Source organism: Streptomyces sp. NPDC085937, from assembly GCF_044540535.1.
GTDB lineage: Bacteria > Actinomycetota > Actinomycetes > Streptomycetales > Streptomycetaceae > Streptomyces.
On record NZ_JBITSH010000017.1, the window covers coordinates 1 to 20445 of the forward strand.

Annotated in this window: 31 protein-coding genes; 6 read left to right on the forward strand and 25 right to left on the reverse strand. The window is 72.4% G+C overall.

Translation table 11 applies throughout. The annotated features are described in order from the left end of the window. Positions 1-111: 111 nt before the first annotated feature. The 5 genes from ACIF8S_RS28190 to ACIF8S_RS28210 all read right to left on the reverse strand — a co-directional run bounded on the left by ACIF8S_RS28190 (position 112) and on the right by ACIF8S_RS28210 (position 3012). Entirely contained in the window at positions 112-732 is a 621-nt protein-coding gene (locus tag ACIF8S_RS28190) for a hypothetical protein (RefSeq protein WP_400002739.1), read from the reverse strand. A gap of 365 nt (positions 733-1097) precedes the next feature. Beyond that, on the reverse strand, positions 1098-1481 hold the full coding sequence (locus tag ACIF8S_RS28195) for a hypothetical protein (protein ID WP_400002741.1): 384 nt from the start codon (positions 1479-1481) through the stop codon (positions 1098-1100). Further along, on the reverse strand, positions 1478-1603 hold the full coding sequence (locus ACIF8S_RS28200; RefSeq protein ID WP_400002742.1) for a hypothetical protein: 126 nt from the start codon (positions 1601-1603) through the stop codon (positions 1478-1480). Before ACIF8S_RS28200 ends, ACIF8S_RS28195 begins: the two co-directional genes overlap by 4 nt. After that, a complete protein-coding gene (locus ACIF8S_RS28205; RefSeq protein ID WP_400002743.1) occupies positions 1600-1956 on the reverse strand; it encodes an HNH endonuclease in 357 nt (118 codons plus the stop codon). Before ACIF8S_RS28205 ends, ACIF8S_RS28200 begins: the two co-directional genes overlap by 4 nt. 717 nt (positions 1957-2673) lie before the next feature. Further along, complete coding sequence (locus tag ACIF8S_RS28210; RefSeq protein ID WP_400002745.1) at positions 2674-3012, reverse strand: hypothetical protein; 339 nt, start codon at positions 3010-3012, stop codon at positions 2674-2676. A gap of 58 nt (positions 3013-3070) precedes the next feature. Here ACIF8S_RS28210 and ACIF8S_RS28215 point away from each other — a divergent pair, with 58 nt between their 5' ends. Next, complete coding sequence (locus tag ACIF8S_RS28215) at positions 3071-3628, forward strand: hypothetical protein (protein ID WP_400002746.1); 558 nt, start codon at positions 3071-3073, stop codon at positions 3626-3628. 46 nt (positions 3629-3674) lie between these two features. Here the strand turns inward: ACIF8S_RS28215 and ACIF8S_RS28220 are convergent, their stop codons facing one another. Next, positions 3675-4217: a hypothetical protein gene (locus ACIF8S_RS28220; protein ID WP_400002748.1), complete on the reverse strand. Its 543-nt coding sequence runs from the start codon at positions 4215-4217 to the stop codon at positions 3675-3677. Between the two features lie 75 nt (positions 4218-4292). Beyond that, complete coding sequence (locus tag ACIF8S_RS28225; RefSeq protein WP_400002750.1) at positions 4293-4766, reverse strand: hypothetical protein; 474 nt, start codon at positions 4764-4766, stop codon at positions 4293-4295. 198 nt (positions 4767-4964) lie between these two features. Here ACIF8S_RS28225 and ACIF8S_RS28230 point away from each other — a divergent pair, with 198 nt between their 5' ends. Further along, positions 4965-5843: a DNA ligase gene (locus ACIF8S_RS28230; protein ID WP_400002751.1), complete on the forward strand. Its 879-nt coding sequence runs from the start codon at positions 4965-4967 to the stop codon at positions 5841-5843. A 123-nt stretch (positions 5844-5966) separates the two neighbouring features. Here ACIF8S_RS28230 and ACIF8S_RS28235 read toward each other — a convergent pair whose 3' ends face one another. The 3 genes from ACIF8S_RS28235 to ACIF8S_RS28245 form a co-directional block, all read right to left on the reverse strand. Then, entirely contained in the window at positions 5967-6113 is a 147-nt protein-coding gene (locus tag ACIF8S_RS28235; protein ID WP_400002752.1) for a hypothetical protein, read from the reverse strand. Positions 6114-6513: 400 nt separating this feature from the next. After that, positions 6514-6921 carry a hypothetical protein gene (locus tag ACIF8S_RS28240; protein ID WP_400002754.1) on the reverse strand — a complete coding sequence of 136 codons (408 nt, stop codon included), beginning with the start codon at positions 6919-6921 and terminating at the stop codon, positions 6514-6516. A 68-nt stretch (positions 6922-6989) separates the two neighbouring features. After that, positions 6990-7301, reverse strand: a complete 312-nt coding sequence (locus tag ACIF8S_RS28245; protein ID WP_400002756.1) for a hypothetical protein — start codon at positions 7299-7301, stop codon at positions 6990-6992. Positions 7302-7385: 84 nt separating this feature from the next. On the opposite strand from ACIF8S_RS28245, the gene ACIF8S_RS28250 reads away from it, so the two are divergent. Then, the gene (locus tag ACIF8S_RS28250; RefSeq protein WP_400002757.1) at positions 7386-7766 is read left to right on the forward strand and encodes a hypothetical protein; all 381 of its coding nucleotides are present in this window, start codon (positions 7386-7388) and stop codon (positions 7764-7766) included. Here ACIF8S_RS28250 and ACIF8S_RS28255 read toward each other — a convergent pair. The 15 genes from ACIF8S_RS28255 to ACIF8S_RS28325 form a co-directional block, all read right to left on the reverse strand. Beyond that, positions 7753-7956, reverse strand: a complete 204-nt coding sequence (locus ACIF8S_RS28255) for a hypothetical protein (protein ID WP_400002759.1) — start codon at positions 7954-7956, stop codon at positions 7753-7755. The two genes, ACIF8S_RS28250 and ACIF8S_RS28255, sit on opposite strands and share 14 nt — an antisense overlap. Positions 7957-8056: 100 nt before the next feature. Beyond that, positions 8057-8500 (reverse strand): hypothetical protein, encoded by a 444-nt coding sequence (locus tag ACIF8S_RS28260; RefSeq protein ID WP_400002761.1) that lies wholly within the window; start codon positions 8498-8500, stop codon positions 8057-8059. A gap of 83 nt (positions 8501-8583) precedes the next feature. Continuing rightward, the gene (locus tag ACIF8S_RS28265) at positions 8584-9954 is read right to left on the reverse strand and encodes a DNA cytosine methyltransferase (protein WP_400002982.1); all 1371 of its coding nucleotides are present in this window, start codon (positions 9952-9954) and stop codon (positions 8584-8586) included. Positions 9955-10091: 137 nt separating this feature from the next. Further along, complete coding sequence (locus tag ACIF8S_RS28270; RefSeq protein WP_400002763.1) at positions 10092-10475, reverse strand: hypothetical protein; 384 nt, start codon at positions 10473-10475, stop codon at positions 10092-10094. A gap of 68 nt (positions 10476-10543) precedes the next feature. Continuing rightward, the gene (locus ACIF8S_RS28275) at positions 10544-11065 is read right to left on the reverse strand and encodes a hypothetical protein (RefSeq protein WP_400002764.1); all 522 of its coding nucleotides are present in this window, start codon (positions 11063-11065) and stop codon (positions 10544-10546) included. A 58-nt stretch (positions 11066-11123) separates the two neighbouring features. After that, on the reverse strand, positions 11124-11975 hold the full coding sequence (locus ACIF8S_RS28280) for a hypothetical protein (protein WP_400002766.1): 852 nt from the start codon (positions 11973-11975) through the stop codon (positions 11124-11126). 68 nt (positions 11976-12043) lie between these two features. After that, complete coding sequence (locus ACIF8S_RS28285) at positions 12044-12853, reverse strand: hypothetical protein (RefSeq protein ID WP_400002767.1); 810 nt, start codon at positions 12851-12853, stop codon at positions 12044-12046. Between the two features lie 124 nt (positions 12854-12977). Next, complete coding sequence (locus ACIF8S_RS28290) at positions 12978-13382, reverse strand: hypothetical protein (RefSeq protein ID WP_400002769.1); 405 nt, start codon at positions 13380-13382, stop codon at positions 12978-12980. Positions 13383-13471: 89 nt separating this feature from the next. Next, on the reverse strand, positions 13472-13864 hold the full coding sequence (locus ACIF8S_RS28295; protein ID WP_400002771.1) for a hypothetical protein: 393 nt from the start codon (positions 13862-13864) through the stop codon (positions 13472-13474). A gap of 102 nt (positions 13865-13966) precedes the next feature. Continuing rightward, entirely contained in the window at positions 13967-14494 is a 528-nt protein-coding gene (locus ACIF8S_RS28300) for a hypothetical protein (RefSeq protein ID WP_400002772.1), read from the reverse strand. An 83-nt stretch (positions 14495-14577) separates the two neighbouring features. Then, positions 14578-14952, reverse strand: a complete 375-nt coding sequence (locus tag ACIF8S_RS28305) for a hypothetical protein (protein ID WP_400002774.1) — start codon at positions 14950-14952, stop codon at positions 14578-14580. A gap of 183 nt (positions 14953-15135) precedes the next feature. Next, complete coding sequence (locus ACIF8S_RS28310) at positions 15136-15372, reverse strand: hypothetical protein (RefSeq protein WP_400002775.1); 237 nt, start codon at positions 15370-15372, stop codon at positions 15136-15138. A gap of 77 nt (positions 15373-15449) precedes the next feature. Further along, on the reverse strand, positions 15450-15890 hold the full coding sequence (locus ACIF8S_RS28315) for a hypothetical protein (protein ID WP_400002777.1): 441 nt from the start codon (positions 15888-15890) through the stop codon (positions 15450-15452). A 69-nt stretch (positions 15891-15959) separates the two neighbouring features. Continuing rightward, on the reverse strand, positions 15960-16436 hold the full coding sequence (locus tag ACIF8S_RS28320) for a hypothetical protein (RefSeq protein WP_400002778.1): 477 nt from the start codon (positions 16434-16436) through the stop codon (positions 15960-15962). Between the two features lie 142 nt (positions 16437-16578). Continuing rightward, positions 16579-16905 carry a hypothetical protein gene (locus tag ACIF8S_RS28325; RefSeq protein ID WP_400002780.1) on the reverse strand — a complete coding sequence of 109 codons (327 nt, stop codon included), beginning with the start codon at positions 16903-16905 and terminating at the stop codon, positions 16579-16581. Positions 16906-17176: 271 nt separating this feature from the next. Here ACIF8S_RS28325 and ACIF8S_RS28330 point away from each other — a divergent pair, with 271 nt between their 5' ends. The 3 genes from ACIF8S_RS28330 (at position 17177) to ACIF8S_RS28340 (ending at position 20378) form a co-directional block, all read left to right on the forward strand. Next, positions 17177-18964, forward strand: a complete 1788-nt coding sequence (locus ACIF8S_RS28330) for a hypothetical protein (protein WP_400002781.1) — start codon at positions 17177-17179, stop codon at positions 18962-18964. A gap of 194 nt (positions 18965-19158) precedes the next feature. Continuing rightward, positions 19159-19923 carry a hypothetical protein gene (locus ACIF8S_RS28335; RefSeq protein WP_400002782.1) on the forward strand — a complete coding sequence of 255 codons (765 nt, stop codon included), beginning with the start codon at positions 19159-19161 and terminating at the stop codon, positions 19921-19923. A 95-nt stretch (positions 19924-20018) separates the two neighbouring features. Next, positions 20019-20378: a hypothetical protein gene (locus ACIF8S_RS28340; protein WP_400002784.1), complete on the forward strand. Its 360-nt coding sequence runs from the start codon at positions 20019-20021 to the stop codon at positions 20376-20378. Positions 20379-20445: the final 67 nt, after the last annotated feature.

A 20445-nucleotide genomic window follows, 5' to 3' on the forward strand; every position in this document is an offset into this window, starting at 1 on the left:
CCGTCCCCGGTGACCGGGGCCCAGAAACCCGTCCCCGGTGTAACCAGGGGGAGGGACAGCAGGAAGGCCGGCCCCGGATGGTGCCGGGGCCGGCCTTCGGGCGAGCGTGGCCTACGCCAGGCCGTGGCGCTTACGGGCCGCTGCCCGCTGCTTGTAGATCAGGTTCCGGTCGACGCCGACGTGGTCGGCGATCTGCTCGGGCTTCCAGTTGTACGGCGGCAGCGACAGCGCGAGGACGGCCTCCTGCATGTAGCGCACGGCGGCGTCGCGGCGGGTCCGCGCGGCGTACACGATCGGGGCCGCCTCGAGGAGTTTCGCCTCGGCGTCCTTGATGTGCTTGACGCGCAGATCCTTGCCGAGTCGGGCGAGCGCCTCGTTCGACTCGACGGCCGGAAGGGCGTGGTTCTTGTCGCCGTACACCACGCGGGCGATGGCGCCGCGGTACCCCATGGTCGACAGGCCGGCGGTGCGGGCGAGGCCGAGGCGCGGGTCGTAGAACCACAGGCTTGCAAGGGCCTGGTCCCGCTCGTCGAGGTATGAGCCGAGTTCCGCGTCGGCCTGCTCGAGGGCGCTCCAGGCCTTCACGATCAGGTCAGTGGGCTGCTTGCTGACCAGGTCCTCGGGTCGCGTGATACCGAGCTGCTTGAGGACCTGCTGCTCCGCCTCGAGGGCGATCTCGTCGTAGTCCGGCGCGGCGATGCGCGGACCGTACTTGATCCCAGCCTTGGGCATGGTGGCTGTTCTCCGTCCAACGGTGGCGCGGTCTTGCGCCGGCGCGGTGACTGGGGCAACCCCATTACCACCACGACGGAGAACAGTACACCAAGGTAAAGACCCTTGTCAGGGGTGTTGCGGCCGGACCGGCACTGACCTGCAGCGGAGCGCGGCGAACGCGACGCCGGCGATCACCACCACCCAGCCGCTCCCATCGCGCATGTACCGCTGCCCGGAAGCTGGGTTGCTGGGGGTGTCGGTGGTCGCGATCCGGCCCACTCCGAGGTTCGGCCCCTGCGGGATCCGCACGGCCCACAGCCGGAACGGGCCCAGCCGCAGGAACCGCGGCTCACGCGCCCGGTGCCGCACGGTGACACGAGGGCTCACCGGTCGCCGCCCTTCTCCAGGACCGCGCGCCGCTCGGCCGCCCGCCGCTGGCGGGTCTTCCACTCGTCCCGGGGCGCCAGGGCGCACACCATCAGCGAGTGCCGCCTGATCAGGACCTCGAAGCCGCTGATCCGACCATCCCCGTTGTACCTGGTGAAGGCCACCCCGAACAGGAACTTCACACGAGGGCCGACGCACACGCCCACCGTGAACCGGCCCAGGTCGAAGAAGCGCGCCCGCCGGACGGACTGCAGCCGCGACAAGCCGAGGAACACGACCGCGGACGTCGGGGAGAACAGCCACAACAGCAGCGCGGTGACGACCAGGTCGTAGGCCCATTCCCCCAGCCGGTACGCCCGGGAAGGCTCGTACGGATTCACTTGCGCCCCCAGGAGAACAGGAAGTCGAGGAGCCCCTCGACGAGGCCTTCGGCGATGACCGCGGCCCACTCCGCCAGGCCCCTTCGCGGCGCGCGGCGCCGGCTGCGGCGGGCCCGGCTCATCGGGCGGCCGCCACGGTCGTACGGCGGACGCCGTCCGGGGTGAGCAGGTACAGGTTCCCGTCCGGGTAGCGGACCTCGACCTCACCGGGGAGCTGCGGCCGGCGGACCTTCCACCCGTTCTCGTACGACTCCCGCGGGTTGTCCTCGAACCAGCCGTTGCAGACCCGGCACACCAGCAGAAGGTTGTGCGCCTGGTTGATCCACTCCTCCCGGGCGCCGCCCATCCCGCGGTTCACGCGGTGGTGGATGGTCAGGTCGTCCCGGGCGCCGCACCGAGCGCACGCGCCGCCGTCCCGGTCGTAGACGATCGCCTTCACCACATCGGTCGGGCCGGTCCGCCGTCGTGCCTTCACAGCGCTGGTCTCCTCGCCTGCCCCGGGCGCCGGACCGCGTCGTTCACGGCCCTGGTGGGCGCGCCCGGGGCGAGGCGAGGAGAGTGGACGGTGGCCGGGCCTTGCGTCGCGAGCTGGGCATGCCGCCATAGCGGCCCCGTCCGCTCGGCCGTCATGCGCCCTCTTGTGCCGTCGTGCAGGCGGCATGCGCCGTCGTGTGGGGATGCGCGGGGTGAGTAGGGTCAGGACAACGCCGAGAGCTCGCAGTTTTCGCGGCGAAAACCCCAGGTGAGACGCGGTGTGGGACGACTACCTACCTCGCGATATCTACGCGCGTAGGAAGGGTGGCAGTACCTTGCTGTTCGCAACGCCCAGGGATCGAGAAGAGTCGGGCCTGCCCATCGGTCTGGCAGGAGCGCGGGCAGGCCCTCGAGCCGGAAAGGCCCTACTGATGACAGTATTCATCGACGGCGTGGCCGTCCTTATCTTCGTGACGTCCTCTGTGATCGCAGCTGTCGTATACCGCCGCAGTTGCAAGCCAGCCTCCCCAGGTGGACCCGCAGGGCAGGGTGACTTGATGGGCGCGGTCGGCGTCTGGGCTGCCGTTGTGGCAGCGCTCGGCCTCCTGCTGTCCTTCTCCTCGAGCACCGACAGGGACCTGGCACCGCTTCCCGACCCAACAGCTCCGTCGGTATCGGTGAGTCCGAGCCCGGCGAATCCGCTCGTCGACCAGGGCCGTCACGCCGCGTCCAGTCGCCTGTGAAGCTGCGCCCAGGTGATGGCGCCGAGGATGTCCTCGGCGAACCCTGCGAGGGTGTCGGACCACAGCCAGTAGGGCGTGCCGTGCCGCAGGTACGACAGGACCAGCAGGTCGACCACGACGGCGTCGTCGTAGCGGGTGAGGGTGGCCCGGCGCTCCGGTACGGGAGCGGCGGCCAGGCGCTCGAGCTGCTTTGAGCGGATCTCCCACTCGGGGACTCCCACCACGCGCCTGCACAGGCCGGAGTCGACGATGTTCCGGGCGCGGGCAGCAAGGCCGGCGAGCCGGGTACGGGACGGTGCGGCAGTCGGGACCATGGCCGCGGACCGTAGGAACGGCCGTTCCTTGTGTCGCGGCCTGGCAGACTCCGCGCTCATGGAGTCTGAAGTCATAGCCGCGTTGATCGCCACGCCTGCGGTTTTAGTCACCGCCGCAGCAGCGTGGTTGGCGGGGCGGGCGCAGAGTCGGGGCGCCTATCACGGGCCCGTAGACGCCACCCGTCGCACAGTTCAGCGAGAGGCATACGCCGACCTGTATCGCTCAGCACGCCAGTTCATCAACGCCTGGGAGAAAGCCGAGCTCGCGGTGGAACGCGCACCCTCGAACCATCAAGGGCCTATGCCGCAGGACGTCCTTCAGGAGCTACGCGAGATGTACGACGCGCTGGACGCCTTGGAGCACGCCGTGGACATGGTGCGGCTGGAGGGTCCCGACAGCCTGGCGCAAATCGCGGACCGCATTTGGGAGAGCACCACGCAGCTGGGGGGGTATCGCCTGACGCCGACAGTCCGGGCAGGAGCCCTATTCCGCCGCAACATCACCTCACCTGAGTTGAACGCTCGCAGGAACAATGCGATGGGGCAGTTCGTAGACGCGCATCAGGAACTACTGCCAGCAGCTCGCCGGTATCTCAACGGTGGCCCGACGCAGTGACGGTTCGGGTGAGGTGATGCGGCACGGGCGAGAGAACCGCCTCACCTCACCCCCTCGACAGGCGGGCGAACAGGCTGCGGCCCGCGGGGCGGCGCAGTGCGAAGTGCCGTTCGGACTCCGCATCGAGGTACTCCCGGCACGCGCGCAGGAACGGCATCGTGAGCTCCTGCTGCAGCGTGAGGACCGGCCCGGTCGACGCGGACACGTCCAGGCCCTGGACCAGCCGCTCGCAGTCCTCCACGAGCGTGCGGGCGGCGGATCGGACGTCGGGCCCAGCGTCGAGTGCGATCACCGGCTCCCGCCGTTTGAGGTCCTGCAGGTGCTCCCGCGCTTGCGTGCGGCGCTCACGGCGGGCTGCCGGGTCGTCGAGAGCGGGCCACAGCTCGGCGGTGGCGGCGATCCGCGTGGCGGGTTCGGTGAAGTCGATGTACGCCTGGCGGCGCCGCGTGTGCGCGCGCCGCCATTCCTCCGAGTCCGGGACGGCCTGCCTCCGGGCGAGGGGCGCGCCGGCACGGACGACGTAGCGGGCGACAATCCCGGCCGCGGCCGTGACAGCGAGCGCGGCGGTGAAGGCGGCGGCAGAGTCCATGCCCTGATTCTGCCCGGGTGGGTGGGTGACGCGATACGGATCCGAGGCACCGCGTCACCTTCCCGTACTGCGGCGTCAGGCGGCGCGGTGCTCGGCGAGCGCCTGCTCGAGGACGTCGAGGATCGCCACGATGTCGTCGATCTTCACGTAGGAGATCCCGAACGTGACGGTGCCGTCGTCGTGGACGTCGAACGCGTACTCCGCGTACGTCGACTCGTCGTCGTAGTGGTAGCTGCCGGGCTCGGCGTCGGCGAACCCGCCGGGGCCCTCGTCGAACCAGTCGGCGCCCCATATTTCCTTCATGGCGTGGCCGACGGCCGCCTTGGGGACGCGCTCGAACTCGACCGTGGCGCGCCCGTGGTCGTCCAGGCACACCTTTCCCTGGCCTTCACCGGGCTTCTCCCAGCGCAGGGTGGGGCCGTAGCACTGGCACCGGTAGGCCGGTTCCAGTGCGGGGAACGCCGCGGTGAACGCCTCCTGCGCGGCGAGCTGCTGGTCGTCCCAGGTGATCCGCCACTCGTTGAGCGCCTGCATGACGTGCGGTTGCACGTTGCTCCTCTCCGCTCGCCGGCGTGGGGCTGCCGGGCGGCAGCCGCAGGTCACGCAGCGGGCAAGGGGCGCACCGTGCACGTTGTGGAGGTTTTGTGTCCGCTTCGCTGGCCGGAGTGGTTCACGACCGCGCCGACACAGCGGCCGACCGGAGTACGCCGCCGCGCGAGCCGAGTCCGGCTGCCGCACCCTCGCTGTGTGGACTGGCCCGTCTCCGTCGCTCTCGCCCAGGCCGTGCCCACCCTGCCGGTGGGCCCTGATCTGCACTACGAGCCGAAGTTCGACGGGCACCGGCTGGTCATGTGGCGCACCACCGAGTCGGTGCGGCTGCAGACCCGGTCCGGCCGAGACGTGACCCCCGTCTGGATGGACCTCGCGCTCGCCGGAATGCAGCTCCCGCCCGGGACGGTCCTGGACGGGGAGGGCGTCATCTTCGTCGACGGTCGCGTGGACTTCGGGGCCGTGCAGTCCCGGGCCGCCTCAACGCCGGCGCGGGCCCGCATCCTGGCGGAGGAGCACCCCGCGCACTACGCGGTGTTCGACATCCTGCAGCACCCCGAGCACGGGGACGTCCGCGGCCGGTCGTACGTCCGTCGCCGCGCCCTCCTCGAGGACCTCCTCGCCGCGCACGGCATCGAGCCGCCGATCCAAGCCGTGCCCACCACCACCGACGCGGAGACCGCGCGCCTCTGGTACGAGTCGCTGCAGACGATCGGCATTGAGGGCCTGGTGGTGAAGTCCGGGAGGTCGACGTACCGCGGGGGCGCGCGGCAGTGGCGGAAGGTCCGGCACGCGGAGACCGTCGACGCGGTCGTTGTGGGCTTCACCGGGACGGCGGTGCGTCCCCGGCGCCTGGCCGTGCGCCTGCCGGACGGGCGCGTGGCCCTGTCGCAGGCAGTTACGGCACCGCTCGCGGCCCATGTCGCGGAACACGTTCGGGGTGTTGATGATGGCCCGCGGGCGCGCACCAGCAGCGGAGACGAGTTCCGGCTCGTCGACCTTGCGCACGAGGTCGTTGTCGAAGTGCTGGCAGGGACAACACGGCACGCCGTAGTGACCGTGACCCGAGTGAGGTAGCGCCTCACCCGGGTCACGTGCCATCGTGACGGACGGACGGCTTGCCCGTCTGTCACAGCGGGGCCCTTCCAGCCGCAAACTCTCGGGGCCCTACTGGGTGGCTATCGCCGGTCTCCTGGGTGTTCAGACCCAGGGGCCGGCGGTCCCGTACAGGTCGACTCCGGCCTCGACGACGCGCAGCGTCCAGTACGTGGCCGTCATGGCACCGGCCACGACGATGCAGCCGACGCGGAACTTGCGCCAGCCTCCCCTTCGATCTCGATCACACATGCAGGTCCCTTTCTTGAGTTCTGGCCATAGCCAGAGGGCTGCACCACGCTCCGGAAACGTCGTCCGGGCGCGGCGGATTTCGAGGTACAGAGAAGCACAGGGTGTGGGGGTTGAAACCCGTAGATCACAGTCCGCCCGCGCGGTTGCAAGATCACCGAACTACGCAAAGTCACCGAGCGTGACGCTTTGCAATCTGATTTTTTCAGCACCCGCAGCTCGATGACCTGGGGTGGAGTCATCTGCAAGCCACACTCATATACGGTCAGTAACGGATATGAGTGTTATCACAGCTGTCTGTAATCATCCGTCCGGAGGCCTCTCGGAGGACCATCGGCGCCGACGGCTGCGCCCCCGGCCGCAGTGTTGTGCGGTCGGGGGCGCAGGAGCGCATTGAGAGGGGCTACGCCCCTATGCCGCCGGAGGTGCCGGAGCACTCGGGGTCGAAGATGCTGCTGCAGCCGCCGTTCCCGCCGTCGGTCGGGTCCGGGGGCATGGTCGGGGTGGGGTCGACCCCGCCGTCAGTGCCGCCCGAGCTCGGCGGCTCCGACGGCGGCGCGGTCGTCGGTGCCGGCGTCGGCGGTGCTGTCGTTGGCGTCGACGTCGGGGATGGCGTGGGGCTGGTCGAGCTTGAGGAGTCGTTCCGGAGCAGGCCGACGACGCCGAACGCGACCGTGGCGACCAGGTTGAGCACGATCAGGACCAGGAGGATGTACTGGAAGCGGGCGCGGGCGCGGCAGCATGTGCCGTCGGAGATCAGCTCGGCGGGCTCCAGCGGGGTCGGGCAGGAGCTGCAGGCGGGTTCTGGCACGGTGGGCCCTTCTGGCTGGGAACTGGACGGCCGGACTGTGTCCTGAGTGGCTGCTTTGCGTCGCGTCGTCACTTGGTGAGCCGGACCCGTGGCGGCGCAGCCGGGGCCTTCGGTGCGGCCGGGGCCTTGGCCGCGGGCGTCTTCGGCCGGTGGGCGCTGCTCCCGGAGTGGGTGCCGGCGCTCGTGCTCCCGTACGGGCGGCACGTCACGGGGTCCACGGATCCCACGGCGGCCGGACAGCGGCTCGTGCCGGTGCTGCCCTCGTTGCCGTCGGCGTCGTCGGCGAGGAACGCCACCAGGAGCACCAGGGCGAGCACCAGACAGCCGACCGCGAAGGAAACGATCAGGCGGGACTCGCGGTCGTCGTGCGTGTTCTTCACGGTGTGGCCTTCCATACGAGGGATGAGGCCGGGAGCGTGGAGGCCGGGCGGGTCTTGCGTCGCGCGCTGCCTACGCTCGAGGGCATGAGCACCATCGAGGAGCCGGAGCCGACCCGCCCGTGGCGGCCGGACGACGGGCCGCGCCCGCAGGTGTGGACGTGGCCGCTCAACGACCGCCCGGCGCTCGAGGTTTGGTCCGGCGGGCGGTGGAGGTACGCGCCGGTCCGGGCGCGGCAGGACTGGCCGGACGGCACGGTCCGCTACCAGGTCGAGGTGGACCTGCACGGGGACACGAGGGTGGTGACGCGCACGTACGTGTGGCCACAGGAAGGGCTGCGGGTGGCCCACGGGAGCGGCTCGGAGCCGTCCAGGGCGGCCGACGGGCAGCACCGCGGGGGATTGCCCCGGGCGCCGCACCGTCGGCCGCACAAGGGGCCGCAGGATGGTTCGGCTACAGGTAGCTGATCCGCAGCTCGGCGGCGCGGCGGCCGCCGGTCAGTGGGGTGTCCGTGAGCAGCACGCGGACGGGGCGGCCGTCGACCTTGAGGGAGACAACGGAACCGGCCGGGGCGGCGCTGCGGAAGGTGATGCGGCGGCCGGGGCCGAACAGCGCGGTGGGGTTGGTCACCAGGTAGGTGCGGGCGATGTGAGCCATGGGGTGGCCTTTCGAGCGGGGGCGCGCCCCGTGCGGGCCGCCCTGTACCCCATGGGTGCGTTCGGACCCGCCCGGACAGGACCGGGCCCGAGAAGGCGGTTCAGGCGGCCGGGCGGACGTCGTCCTGCTCGAGGGCCGCGCCCTCTGCGGCCGGGACGCTGCGGGCGGGCACGGCGCCCTCGGCGTGCTTGAGCGCCATACGGGCGGCGACCAGGGCCTGGCCCTTGATGCCCTCGCGGTCGCAGCGCTCCCACCAGGCGTGCGTCTGTACGGCGGCGGTGGCCGCGCGCAGCCGCTCGAGGAGCCGGTCGAACTCGGCGGCTTCCTCCTGCGACCAGCCGGGCGACGCGGGCCGTCCGGGGCGCTCCCGTCCCCGCTCCGTCTCAGCCGGCCATCCCTCGTGGGGCTCACGGGACCAGGGAAGCCGGGCCTGCAGCGCGTGCAGTGCGGCGTACAGCTCGGCGGCCGTGCGCTGCGCGGCGACCAGGTCGTCGGGGAAGGCGTGCGGATCGAACGGGGCGGGATCGGGGGCAGGGGTGCTCATGCTTTCGAGCCTAGTTCGAGCGGCGGACAGTGCCGGGGAACGACGGCGGCCCCCGCCGGGCGGGCGAGGGCCGGTGGGGCCGGTCAGGCGACCGTGTCGAAGTCGTCGGCGTCCGGGTCGAGGTAGTCGCTCATCCGGTAGAGCTGATCGGTGTAGTCCCGCACGCGGGGCTTCCAGGGCACGCCGAGGACCTCGCCTAGGACGGCGGCGGCCATGATCGGGGGGACGACGTCGGCTTCCTGCTGAAAGACGCTCGTACGGGAGCCGTGCCAGAGGTAGGAGGGGAGGAACCCGACGAGGAGTCCGCCCTCCTGCACGGTGAGGCGCAGGCCGTCGCGGACGCGCTTCCAGGTGCGGGCCTTGCCGGTGAGGCAGTTGGACGGCTTGTCGGCGGAGAACTCGTTGCCTCCCTTGGGGCGGCCGGTCTTCGGGTCGATCGGGCGGATGCCCCGGGTGTTGATCCGCTCGCCGTCGCCCCAGCCCAGGGCCTGCGCCATCGTCGTGGTGGTGATCTCCGGCGTGGGGGTGGGCAGGGACACGTAGCGGCGGGTGGCGAGGAAGAACACGCGCTCGCGGCGGGAGGCCAGACCGAACTCGGACGCCTCCAGGATCTTGTGGGTGGTGGCGGCCCACTCGCCTTCGCCCTGTCCGCCGCGCAGCTCCAGGCGGATGTCGTCGAGGATCTGCTGCGGCAGGCGGGCGGACTGCTCCATGGCGATGAACTCCAGCGGCGCCCCGGCGGCCTGGAGGCCGAAGCCCCAGAACAGGACCTCGGCCATCAGGCCGATGCGGGCGTCGGTGAGGGGGGCGAGCTGGGCGCGCAGGTCATCCCAGGAGAGGCCGGAGCGGGGGGCGTAGCCGTCGTGGTAGCCCAGCTCGTCGCAGACGGCGCAGCCCTCGCACCAGTCATCCAGCTCGTTGCCGGGGAGGAACCCGCCCGCTTCGGAGCACTGGGCGAGTACGCGGCACAGGGTGAAAATGTTCGCCTGCTCCTGCCCGCTGTGCTTCCCGGCCGGGGAGAAGGAGGGGCACGGCGGGGAGACGATCAGGCCGCGCGTGTAGCGCAGGGCGATGTGCTCGGGGTCGAGGCTGGTGATGTCGACGCAGATGCGGCGGTGTCCGGCGGCGCGGGCGGTGGCGCACGCGTCCTTGGAGAGGTCCACGCCGACGGAGTCGACGACGACACCGAGGACGGTGGCGATGCCCTCGGACCAGCCCCCGGGGCCGGCGAACAGCTCCACCACGCGGATCGGGTCGCCGGGGAGCGGGGCGAGGAGCCACTCGGCGGGCCACGGGTTCGCGGCGGCCTCCAGGACGGCGTACACCTTCGGCGGGATGGGCCGTCCGGCCTTCCGGGCGAGGGTGGCGACGTGGACGGCGGTTGCGACCGCTGGGGGCATGATCCGCATCTGGTGTTCCTCTGCTTCGTGGTCCGCGTCGGTGGTGCTCTCCACCAACACCCCGAATGCTACACCAAGGGAAATACAGAGGGTGGGGAACTGCGGAAACGCGCACCCCACTGCCTTGGGATGCGCGTTCCGTGTGGTGTCCCGGCAAATCCGCGGGACCGGTCGCCGCCGTGGGCGGGCCGTCAGCCGAACGTCGCGGCGCGCACCTCCGCCTCGAGGACAGCGGCGGCCATCTCGACGTCCGCCCTCAGATCAACCCCGGCACGCCGGAGGTCCTCGAGCAGCTCCAGAGCCGACGGGTCGTCGCCCTGGTCGTACGCGGCGACGTGCCCGGCGACCTTCGTGCGCACCGTGAGCAGCGCGGTCTCAGTGGCCAGCAGACGGCGCAGCAGCATCGGCAGAGCGGTGCGGCAGTACCTGCCGAGTGCCTCCGTCGTGTGCCGTCCGTTGATCGTGTCGGCGTGCACCTCGGCAGCGTCCAGGGCGACGGCGAGCGACCCGGCCGAGCTGGGGCGCAGCAGACGGTCCAACTCGGCGAGATCCTCGGGCGTAGCGGCGTACAGCACAGGGGCACTCCAGTTCAGGGAGACGGCGCGCCCCGGGCCGTGGCGGGCCCAGGGCGCGGCGGGCAGGGTCAGAGGGAAGCCGGGGGCTCGACGTGGTCGTCCGGCTCGCACAGCGCGCCGTGGACCGGGCAGTCAGCGGCGCGCAGCGGCAGGCCCAGCGGCGTGCGGCCTCCGCCGTTCTCCGCCTGCACCTCCTCCGGCGTGCGCAGCTCCGACGGCAGGAAGTCGAGAAACTCGTACGGGGACACCCCGTCGATGCGCTGGACCAGGTTCAGGACCGCGCGCGGATCTCGCGGGTCGGTGTCCCCCCACAGGGCTGCCACGTCGTCCGGCACGGCCGGGAGCCTGTAGGAACCCCGGCCGTACGGGCTCAGGTCCTGCACGGTCTCCCCGTGTGCATCACGGATGGAGTCCAGCGACACGTCGTCGTCGTAGTCGTCGATCGGCCGGGTGAGGACCAGGTACGCGCCGGTGGGGAACTGGTGGTGCAGCGTCTCGCAGACGAGCGACAGCACGGCGCGGGCGGCGGCGCGCGCCTTGGCCAGGGCGTCGTCCAGGACGGAGACGGGCGTCAGGGTGGCAGCGGGCATGAGCGGATGTCCTTTCGGGAGAGGGCGCGCCCCGGGGGCCGGCCCGGGGCGCGGGCGGTCAGCGGGCCAGGTACGGGGCGAGAGCGGCCAGGAAGTCGACGCCGACGCCGTGAATCTCGACGGAGGCCGGGCTGGTGTCCCGCACACGGGCGGCCGGGTCCTGAGCGGGCGCGGCGTACCCGTACGGGCCGGGCCGCGTACCGAACGCGAGGCCGCCCTGCTCCGTCTGCTCGACCTCCACGTACTGCGTGAGGAACGCGGCCATGCGGCGCTGCATCCGGCCCCGGACGGCGTCCCGCACCGGGCGGCGGGGCGTCTGCGAGGGCGCGTCGGGCAGGAAGTAGGCGGTGGCCCGCTCGACGGCGCGCACCGGGCCCTCGATCTGGACGTCGGCCACGGGGTTGGTGCCGTGCAGGGTGGCCGAGTAGCGCACGCCGGACGACGTCCAGGTGACGGTCGACGTGTTCCGCAGCAGTCCGCCCCGCTCATAGGTGGCGGCGCCCTGGGCGCGCATCGCCGTGCCGATCTCGGCGAGCAGCTGGATACGCGCGGCGGCCGGGTCGCCCGTGCGGGTGCGGGCGGCCTCGTCGTCGGCGACGGGCAGCACCAGGCGCAGCACCTCGCGGGCTATCCGGCCGGGCGCCAGGGCGTGCAGCGTGACGTCCGGCCGGTACGGCTCACGGTCGGGGAGCTGCCAACCGACTTGGGTGTCCCACGGGCGGGGGACCAGGACCAGCGCGCGGTCGCCTTGGACCAGGCGCGCGGCGGGGTGCCGGGCGGTCCACCACGCGTTGTACGGCTCGACGGTCCAGGGAGTGCCGGCGCGCGTGGGCAGCATCGCGGCGACTTGCTCGGCGAGAACGCGGGCGGGGCAGTCGGTGCGGGCCGGGGTGATGGTGGGCGGGGTCATGTCGTGGGGCCTTTCGAGGGGCCGCACCCCGGGCAGGGTGCCGGGGTGCGGCCGGGGTGGGCGAGGGGTCAGACCAGGTGCGGCACGGCGGTGAGCAGCAGGTCGACGCCCACGGCTCCGAACTCGGCGACGACCCGGCGGTCGTCGTCCGCGTAGTCGGTCGGCTCGTCCTTCGCGGGCAGCGCGATGTACCCGTTGACGTCCTGGAAGCGGCCGAACTCGACCTCGTCGGCGTTGAGGGGCCTCAGCTGCGGGAAGCGGTCCGTCAGGTGGCGCGTGAAGACGCTGCCGACGTCGGCGGGCTCCTGGCCGTCGGGGGCGGGCAGCAGGACCGGCAGCAGGGCGTACAGGCCGCGCACGGGCCCGTCGTAGGTGAGGACGCTGTCCAGGCCCCACTGTCCGCCGCTGGCGGCCTTCCACATCAGGCCCGGACCGCTCCAGCCCCGCCCGGTCTCCGGCGGCTCCGGCAGGCGGGCGGCGAGCGCGGCGTACACCTCCTGGAGGGCCTCGGCGCGCGCCAGCATCACCCCTTCCTGCCCGCGCTCCTGGCGGACGCGGTCGATGGAGTCCTTGGCGAGCGACGGCAGGATGTGCCGCAGGATGCGGGAGGCGAGCGCGGCGAGGTGGCCCGGGTCGGCCGCGTCGGCGACGGCGTCCGGGGTGTACGGGAACCGGTCGGCCCGGTCGGCGTAGACCTCGATGCGGCCCGCCTGCTCCACGACGATCAGGGCGCGGTCGCGGTTGGTGAGGCGGGACGTCGCGGCGTTCTGCCGGATGGCGTACGGGGCCGGTTCGACCTTCCACGCCTCACCGCGCCGGGCGGGCAGAAGCGCGGCGAGCGGGGCGGCGGTGGCGGCGTGCGCGATGGCAGGGATCACGGGGTGTTCCTTCTCTTCGGGTAGGTCCGGCGCGGTGCTCTCCGGCCGGTAGGGGGTCACGCGGGGGGTGCTTGCGTCGCGCGGGCCCGGGGCGCGCAGGGGCCCCGGGCCTGCGGGCCGGCTGTCAGCTCATGCGCACGCTGGGCGGCTCGAAGGTGACGGTGAGGGTGTCGGAGCTGTCGAGCGGGTCGACCTGGTAGGAGGCGTGATCGGAGAGGGCCTCGTCCGCGCCGGTGTCGTCGAGGTCGAGAGTCTCGATCTCCTCGGTCTTGCCGTCGAAGAAGGTCACGCGCGCACCGGCCGCGTACCAGAAATAGCCGTTGTCCCACTTGGTGGTGGAGAACCTGGCGCGCAGCGGGGTGCGGGTGTCGCCGTCTTCGGCGAGCGCCTCCCGGATGGCTTCCAGGATCACGGCGGGCAGGTCGGCCTCGATCCGCTCGCGGAGGATGCGCCCGACCTCGGCGTGCAGGGTTTGCAGCTCGTGGTCTTCGAGCGTGTCCAGGGCAGGCAGGACGGTCGCGCTGGTCATGTCGGGTGGGTTCCTTCCGGGGTGTTGCGGGAGTGGTGGGGGCCACGCCCCGGGGCGGCTCGTATGTCCGGGCCCCGGGGTGCGGCGGCCTACTGGGCGCCGGTGACGGCGCGGACGGCGGCGGCGGACCGCTCGGCGAGGCTGTCCAGCCCGTCGGCGGCGGAGGCGAGTTCGAGGTAGACGCCGAAGTCGCCCCGGAGGATGCCGTCCGGCAGCTCCGGCTCCTCCGGCCAGTTGTCGTCCGTGGAGCGGCGGAAGCCGATGCACAGGTCGCCCCACTCGTCGATGAAGAACTCGAACTGCGCGGAGCGCGGGCCGGAGAGGGTGCCGGAGACGCCCCAGTAGCCGGACTCGGCCATCCAGTCGGGCCCGAGGATGCGGGCGGTGGCGCGGGCGATGTCGGAGATGCTGAACGGGTACTCCGTGCCAGGGGCGGGCATGTAGCGGCCGTGCTCGTCGTAGGCGGTGGCGGTGCTGGTCATGGGGTGTTCCTCCGGTGTGTGGTCGGCCCCGGCGTGCTCTCGCCGGGGGGGAACGCCGGGCGGGTGCGGCGTGTGACAGCCGGCCCGCCCGGCGAGGGGTGGTCAGCGGCGGTTGCAGGGGCGGGCGTTGTCGACGCGGACGACTTCGCGGAGGCTCACCCAGTCGCGCCAGACGGTGCAGACGTCGGTGAGCCATCCGGCCGGGTCGTCGGCGGCGCGCGCGGTGTCCTGGTGGAGCTGCTCCAGCCGGGCCCGGTACTTGGTCTCCTCGGCGGCGAAGCGGGCGGAGACGGGGTTCAGCGGCTCCGGGAACGGCAGGGCGCGGCCCATGACGGGTGCCTTGACGTACTCGGTGATCTCCGGGGGGAACAGGGTCTGCGGCCGGTCGTCGGCGAGGGTCTCGACGATGAACAGTTCCTCCCAGGCGTCCATGGGGGCTTCGTGGCCCGCGATGCCGGGGATGGTGGACGGCTGGAACTTGGCGAGCATGTCGGCGGCGGCGTCCAGGTGCCGGGCGATGTCGTGCAGTACGCGGACGATGCCGTGGGAGGCGAAGCGGTCGCGGGCGATCTGCGCGATGACGTGGGCGCGGTCGGCGGCGGCGAGGTACGGGCTGGTGGTGGTGTCCATCGGGTGGTGTCTCCGGGTCCGTGAGTCGGGGGCCGGGGCGCGGCGGGGAGGGGACCGCGCGCGCCCCGGCGGTCTGGGGAGGGTCAGGCGGCCAGCAGCGCGGCGCGGGTGGCCTTGTACTCGGCCTTGCGCGGCTTGTAGGCGGCGGCGATCTCGCGGACCTGCTCGCGGGTGTAGCGGTACACGGTCTTGACGGCGCGGCGGCCGTCCGTGAACGAGCGGCGGATGCGGGCGGGGCGGCCCTTGACGCCTGCCTTCTTCGCGGCGGTGCGGAGGGCGGTGGTGACGCCCTTGACGGTGGCGGCGTCCGCGCCGGTGGCGATCACGTGGGTGGTGAGGGAGCGGGGGGCGGTGCGGACGCGGCGGGCGGCGCGGGCGGTGGCGCGGCGCTGGGCGGCGGCGGCGCGGTTGGCGCGGGTGCGGTCCCGGAGAACTCGGCGGGCGACGGCAGAAGCCATGGTGTTCCTCGCTTTTCGTGGTCCGTGTCGGCGGTGCTCTCCGCCAACAAGGAAATAGTACACCAGAGGAAACACCGAAGGGAACACCCTGCCTGAAAAAATCCTGTGTTCTAGCAGATGGCAGCACGTCCGGCCGGATCGCTCACGACCGGATGTCTTGCCGTCGGCGTACTGTTCCCGTGGTCAGAACAGGGCGTCGTCCTGGGGCGCGGCCCCGACAGCCGGCCTCCGGGTCCGGGGGGCGCGGCTGGGGGCCGGTGCCTCCCCGAACAACGGTGCCGTGCCGTACTCGTCCGGCACGGCCTCCACGCGGCGGGTGACGGCGTCGTCGTCGACCAGGGCGAGCGGCGCGCCCTCGTCGAAGTCGGCCCGGCGCATGGCGGTCCAGTCGCGGCCCTGAGGGCTTGTGGCAGTGCTCACGGGGTCTCTCCTGTCTCTGTGCGGTGCGGGCGGCCGGGGCGCGGCGAGGGGCGCGCCCCGGCGGGCGGGGGGAGCTGCTAGGCGCGGGGGCGGGTGTCGGGGAGCTTGCCGACGGCCACGGCGAGACCGAGGCGGAACCACTCGGCGCGCGGGCTGTCCCACTCGGCGCGGACGAACTCCGGCAGCTCGAACCCCAGGTGCGTACGGGGCGCGGACGGGTGCGGGTCGACCGGCTCGGGCTCCGGCTCGGGCACGGGCGCGGTGATCGCGTCCGCCACTTCCGAGGTCAGCCGGCCCGGTCCCCACTCGTAGTCGGGGCCCGGTCCCGTCACTTTCCACAGCGCCTCACCGCCGTGCGACAGGACGTATCGCAGCTCCCAGGTGTGGCCCTGGTGCTCGACGGCGTACGCGATGCGGGAGCCGGGCTTGAGGGTCTCGGGGAAGGTCACCCCGGCGGCCGTGAGCGCGGCGCGGAGCTGGTCGATGTGCTTGGCGGGGATGTGGCGGGGCAGGGACACGGTGGCCTCTTCTCAGGGGAGCAGGGGCCGGGGCGCGGCAGGTGCGCCCCGGCCGGGGGCGACGGGCTGTCAGTTCTCGTTGTGCTGGACCCACTGGGTGTCGAGGGCGAACAGGGCGGCGGCGAACTCTTCGGTGCCCGGCTCGGCGTCGACCTGGGCGAGCAGCTCCCGGCCGCTGGGCACGCTGTGCGGGGTGCCGTTGTCGTCGGTCCAGGCGTAGGCCGGGCGGGCGGCTACCGTCGCGCACACGTCGGCGAACTCGACCTCGCCCCGGCACAGGGAGGCGGTGCCGCACTGGCGGTTGCCCATCGTGCGGCAGTCCCAGCCGCTCTCGTCCTCGTCGATGCGGCCGTCACGGTTGTCGTCGCCGAGGGCGTCCGCCTGGCCGCTCGTCACGGTCGCCTGCCGGTCGGCCCGGAAGTCGTCCATGGTGGCGTCGGACGCGGTGAGCGCGCCCAGGGTGCCGAGGAGCGCCACGGCCAGACCGGCGGCGAAGAGGGACGCCGGGCGGGGGCGGCGGGCCAGGATGCGGGGGAAGTGCTTCACGGGGTGTTCCTTCGCTTCGTGGTGGCGGGTCCCGGTGCTCTCCGGGGCCGTGGGGCGGTGCGCCCTGCGCCCGTTCCGGCGGACAGCCGGCCCGGGGGCGGGGCGCACCGCCCGCCGGGGGGTGGCGGGCGGTGCGGGTCGGTTACGCGAGGGCGACGTTCACCAGGACGTCGGCGAAGTACGTGGCGGGGGTGTGTTCGTCGCCGATCTCGATTCCCTGGAACGCCCAGTCGGCCGCGATGTCCTGGGCGAGTTCCGCGCGTCCCTTGAGGAGCGCGTCGCCGACGCTCACGGCGGCGACGGAGAACCAGTCAAGGCCGGTGTCGCGCAGGGAGACCCACGCCGCGTTGGTGGGGTCGCCGACGCGGACGACGTCCGGCAGGACGCGACGGATCTCAAGACCGGCGACCGGTCCGTCGGTGTAGACGACGGTGAAGCGGCGGTCGGTCTTGTCCAGGGTCACGGGCATGTCGTGTTCCTCGCTTTCGTGGTGGCCCCGGTGCTCTCCGGGGCGGCGGGGTGAACCGCTAAGAGAACAGTACACCTAGGGAAAGGCTGCGCAACCCCTACAGCCGGAATTCCCGCGAAAATGCCGCCCCATCAGCCGCTTTCCCTCACGAGTCGACACCCCACCGTTTCCATTGGTTGCGCATTCTGAGGGGTGGCTGTACGGTCGGCACACGCCACTAAGGCGGGGCCGGGGCGAGCATCCCCGGCAACCACGAAGCGAGGAGCACCCCATGAGCGACCAGACCCCCCTGACCGGCATCAAGAACGCGGACGAACTGATCACCCTCGGAACCGCGTACGGCCTGACCGTCACGGTCGAAACCACCGACCGCGAGACGATCACCGCGCACGTCGTGCGCATCTCCATCCCCGTCCCCACCGCGTACGCCGGTACGGAACTGGGCCGCGCCATCAGCAACGACACCCTGACCATGCTCTGGACCCGCAGCAAGAAGGCCGGCCGCGGCCGCCTGGACGACGCCACCGCCTACGGCACGTCCGACCAGCGGAAGCTGCGCACCCTGCGCGCCGTCCGCGCCCACATCGAGACACTCGGCCGCGACTCCAACCGGTACGCCCGCGAGACCGCGCCCCAGCCCGAGGACGTCGTCGACGCCCCCCACGCCCTCTACATCGACGGACAGCTCCGCAAGGAGGGCATCCCCGCCGCGCACGTCCGCACCATCGTGAAGAACCGCCGCTTCCGAGGCTGGCACGTCCACCAGGACGACGCCCGCGCCATCGTCAGCGACAACCGCCGCTATGTCCCCACGACCGGCGAGCAGACCGCCGGCGCACCCGCCGCCGAGCGCTACCACTTCCGCAGCATCAACGGCGGCACGCCCGTGCTCATCCCCACCCGCGACGCCCTCGCCGAGATCAACCACGCGATGATGGGCGGCCGGAGCGACGTCCGCGAGATGTCCGAGACGCGCGGCTGGGCCCGCATCGTCTACAAGAACCGCCAGCGCGGCACCGTGGAGCTGCGCCCCGCCCACAAGGGCGAGACCCTCACCGTCCAGGCGCAGCGCCCCACCGTGCGGGAACTCACCGGCCCCATCGACGACGGCCTGATGGCCCAGTACGCCGAAACGTACGCCGCCGTCGCCGACGGCACCGCCGTCCCGGTGCGCGCCGACATGATCCGGCCCGGCATGGACGTGATCGCCGCCGTCCGCCTCGAGGACCGCACCGTCGACACCGTGACCGCGTTCAACGGCCCCTCCCCGTGGGTCAGCGTCACCTGGACCACCCGCACCCCCGCCGACAGCGTCATGGGCGACGCCCGCGTCTTCGCGCCGTTCCACCACCTGATGGTCACCGTGGAGTCCCTCCAGCGGCTGTACGGCACCGCCCCGGTCCCGCGCCCGGCCGCTGAGGTCCTCGCCGCCGACCCGATCCCCGCCGGCCTCTCCGTCCTCGACGGCATGCCGGGCCGCCAGATCACCCGGCAGGAGCTGCGCACCCCCGCCGACGTCCTCACCCACACCGCCTACGTCGTTCAGCTCCGCGACGCGGGCATCTGGACCCTGCCCAACCACGACGACGGGTGCACCATGACGCGCGGCCAGGTCGCCCACGCGCTGCGCAGCACCCTGGACAACGCCCCCGGCCGCGCCCGCACCACCCTGGACGACGACGGCACCGTCTACCTGTCCAACGGCCGCCAGGCCGCCCGGTACACCCCCGCCGCCCGGATCGCCGACTACTCCGCCGACCTCTGCCCCGGCTGCGGCACCCCGTACGCCACCAACGGTGACGGCCCGTGCAGCGGCGGACGCTCCACCAAGGAGCAGCAGGCCGCTGCCATCCTCGGCGACGGCGAGAAGTGGATCCGCCACACCTTTCAGCCGGAGAAGGCGGAGTACCTGACGGTGGCCCGCGAGTCCGCGCTGAGCCTCATCGTCGAATCGCTGCGCTCCGGCTCGAAGGTCTGGCAGTCCCTCGAAGGCGTGGAGATCCAGCCGACGAGTGGCACGACCTCGTACCGGCTCCAGCCGTTCCCCGTCCGGCACTGACCGCGCAGGGGCGCCGCCCGGCCGGGAAGGGTCGGGCGGCGCCCCCAGCGGCCCCATATGCGCCCGCGCGCGTGTGGACGGTCCAGAAAGTCCAGAAACCCGCGTCAGACGCCGTTCCAGGCGGTGACGCAAGCCGGGCGTGCCCGGCGCAATCTCCGGCGAGAGCACGCCGGTACCACGAAGAGGAGAGCCTGATGAGCAGCACGCCGACGGTTGTACGGCCGGTGGAGGCGGACGCGGTAGGCGTCATGGGTGAGTACGCGCGGACGCCGGGGGTGGTGGCCGCTCTGGAGATCCTGCGGGCGGCCGGTGTCGCCGTGGCGACGGTGCCGGGCCGGAAGTTGCTGTACCGGGAGTGGCACAGCTCCCAGGGGCCGCAGGGGGCGTTCATCTGGCCCGGCGCCGGTCGGATGCTGAAAGTCTCCTGGTTCATCGACGGGGCGCAGGATGAGCGCGGTATGCGGTCGAGGCAGACGCGTACCGTGCGGGCCGCCCGTAACGAGGCCCTCGACCGTGTCGCCGGCGTGTTCCGCGACGCGGGGTGGACGGTGTGGCGGGTCGAGAGCCGGCGTACGGCGACGCGGCGCGCTCTGCGGGTGGACGTGACGCCCCCGGCCGAGGAGGAGCACGCCCCCGTCGTCTCCGACGAGGAAGCCGACTCCCTGGTGGCGGAGTTCGGCATCGGGGAGGGCGACCTGGACGAAGTCGTGTACGAGGCCGCCAACGAGGACGGGGCCGACGAGTACAACGGCGGCGCGCACCCGGAGTTGAGCGATGACGACGCGTACGAGGAAGTCCACGACGAGGCCGACGCGCGGGCGAGCAGCGTGAACAACCAGGGGGCCGCGGCGCAGGTGCAGTTCCTCGCCGAGTTCTGCGGCACCGTTGAGGGCCTCCGGTCCCTCCTGGGGGACGTGATGTCGCCGCCCGCCGCCACGGAGCCCTCGGCCGTCTCCTGACGTTCCCAGTCCTGCTCTCCCGCCCTGCCAGCAGCTCCCCGGCGTCCTTGTGTGGCCGGGCGCTGCGAGGCGCTCCCAGGAAGGCTCAGCTCGTCATGTCCCTGCCCCCGTGGCTTCGCTCCCATCTCCCCAGCGGGCCCACCCGTACGTTCGTCGCGTTCACCGACGCGGTCGCCCGGCTCTTGGAGCTGCCGCCCGCGTCCCCGTCCGAGGTCTACGTGCGCCGGTATGACACGGACCGTGTCTGGATGGTCTGGCGGTACAAGGACGGTGGCGCGTCCCTGTTCCTCGAGCGCCCGTACGGGGAGCTGCGCGACGGGGTGCGGCTGTTCACCGAGTGGCATCAGTCCCCGAGTCCGGAGACGGTGGCCGCGATGGTCCGGGCGTACGAGCGGGGGGTGCGTCCCGGCCGTCGCCGCCCGTGCTGGCTGGCCCGCCTGTTCCGGCGCCGCTGAGCGCATCTGGCCGGAGGTGAGTACGGACCGCCGGCGGTACGCCCCGGTGGCCTGACCGCTCCCCCGC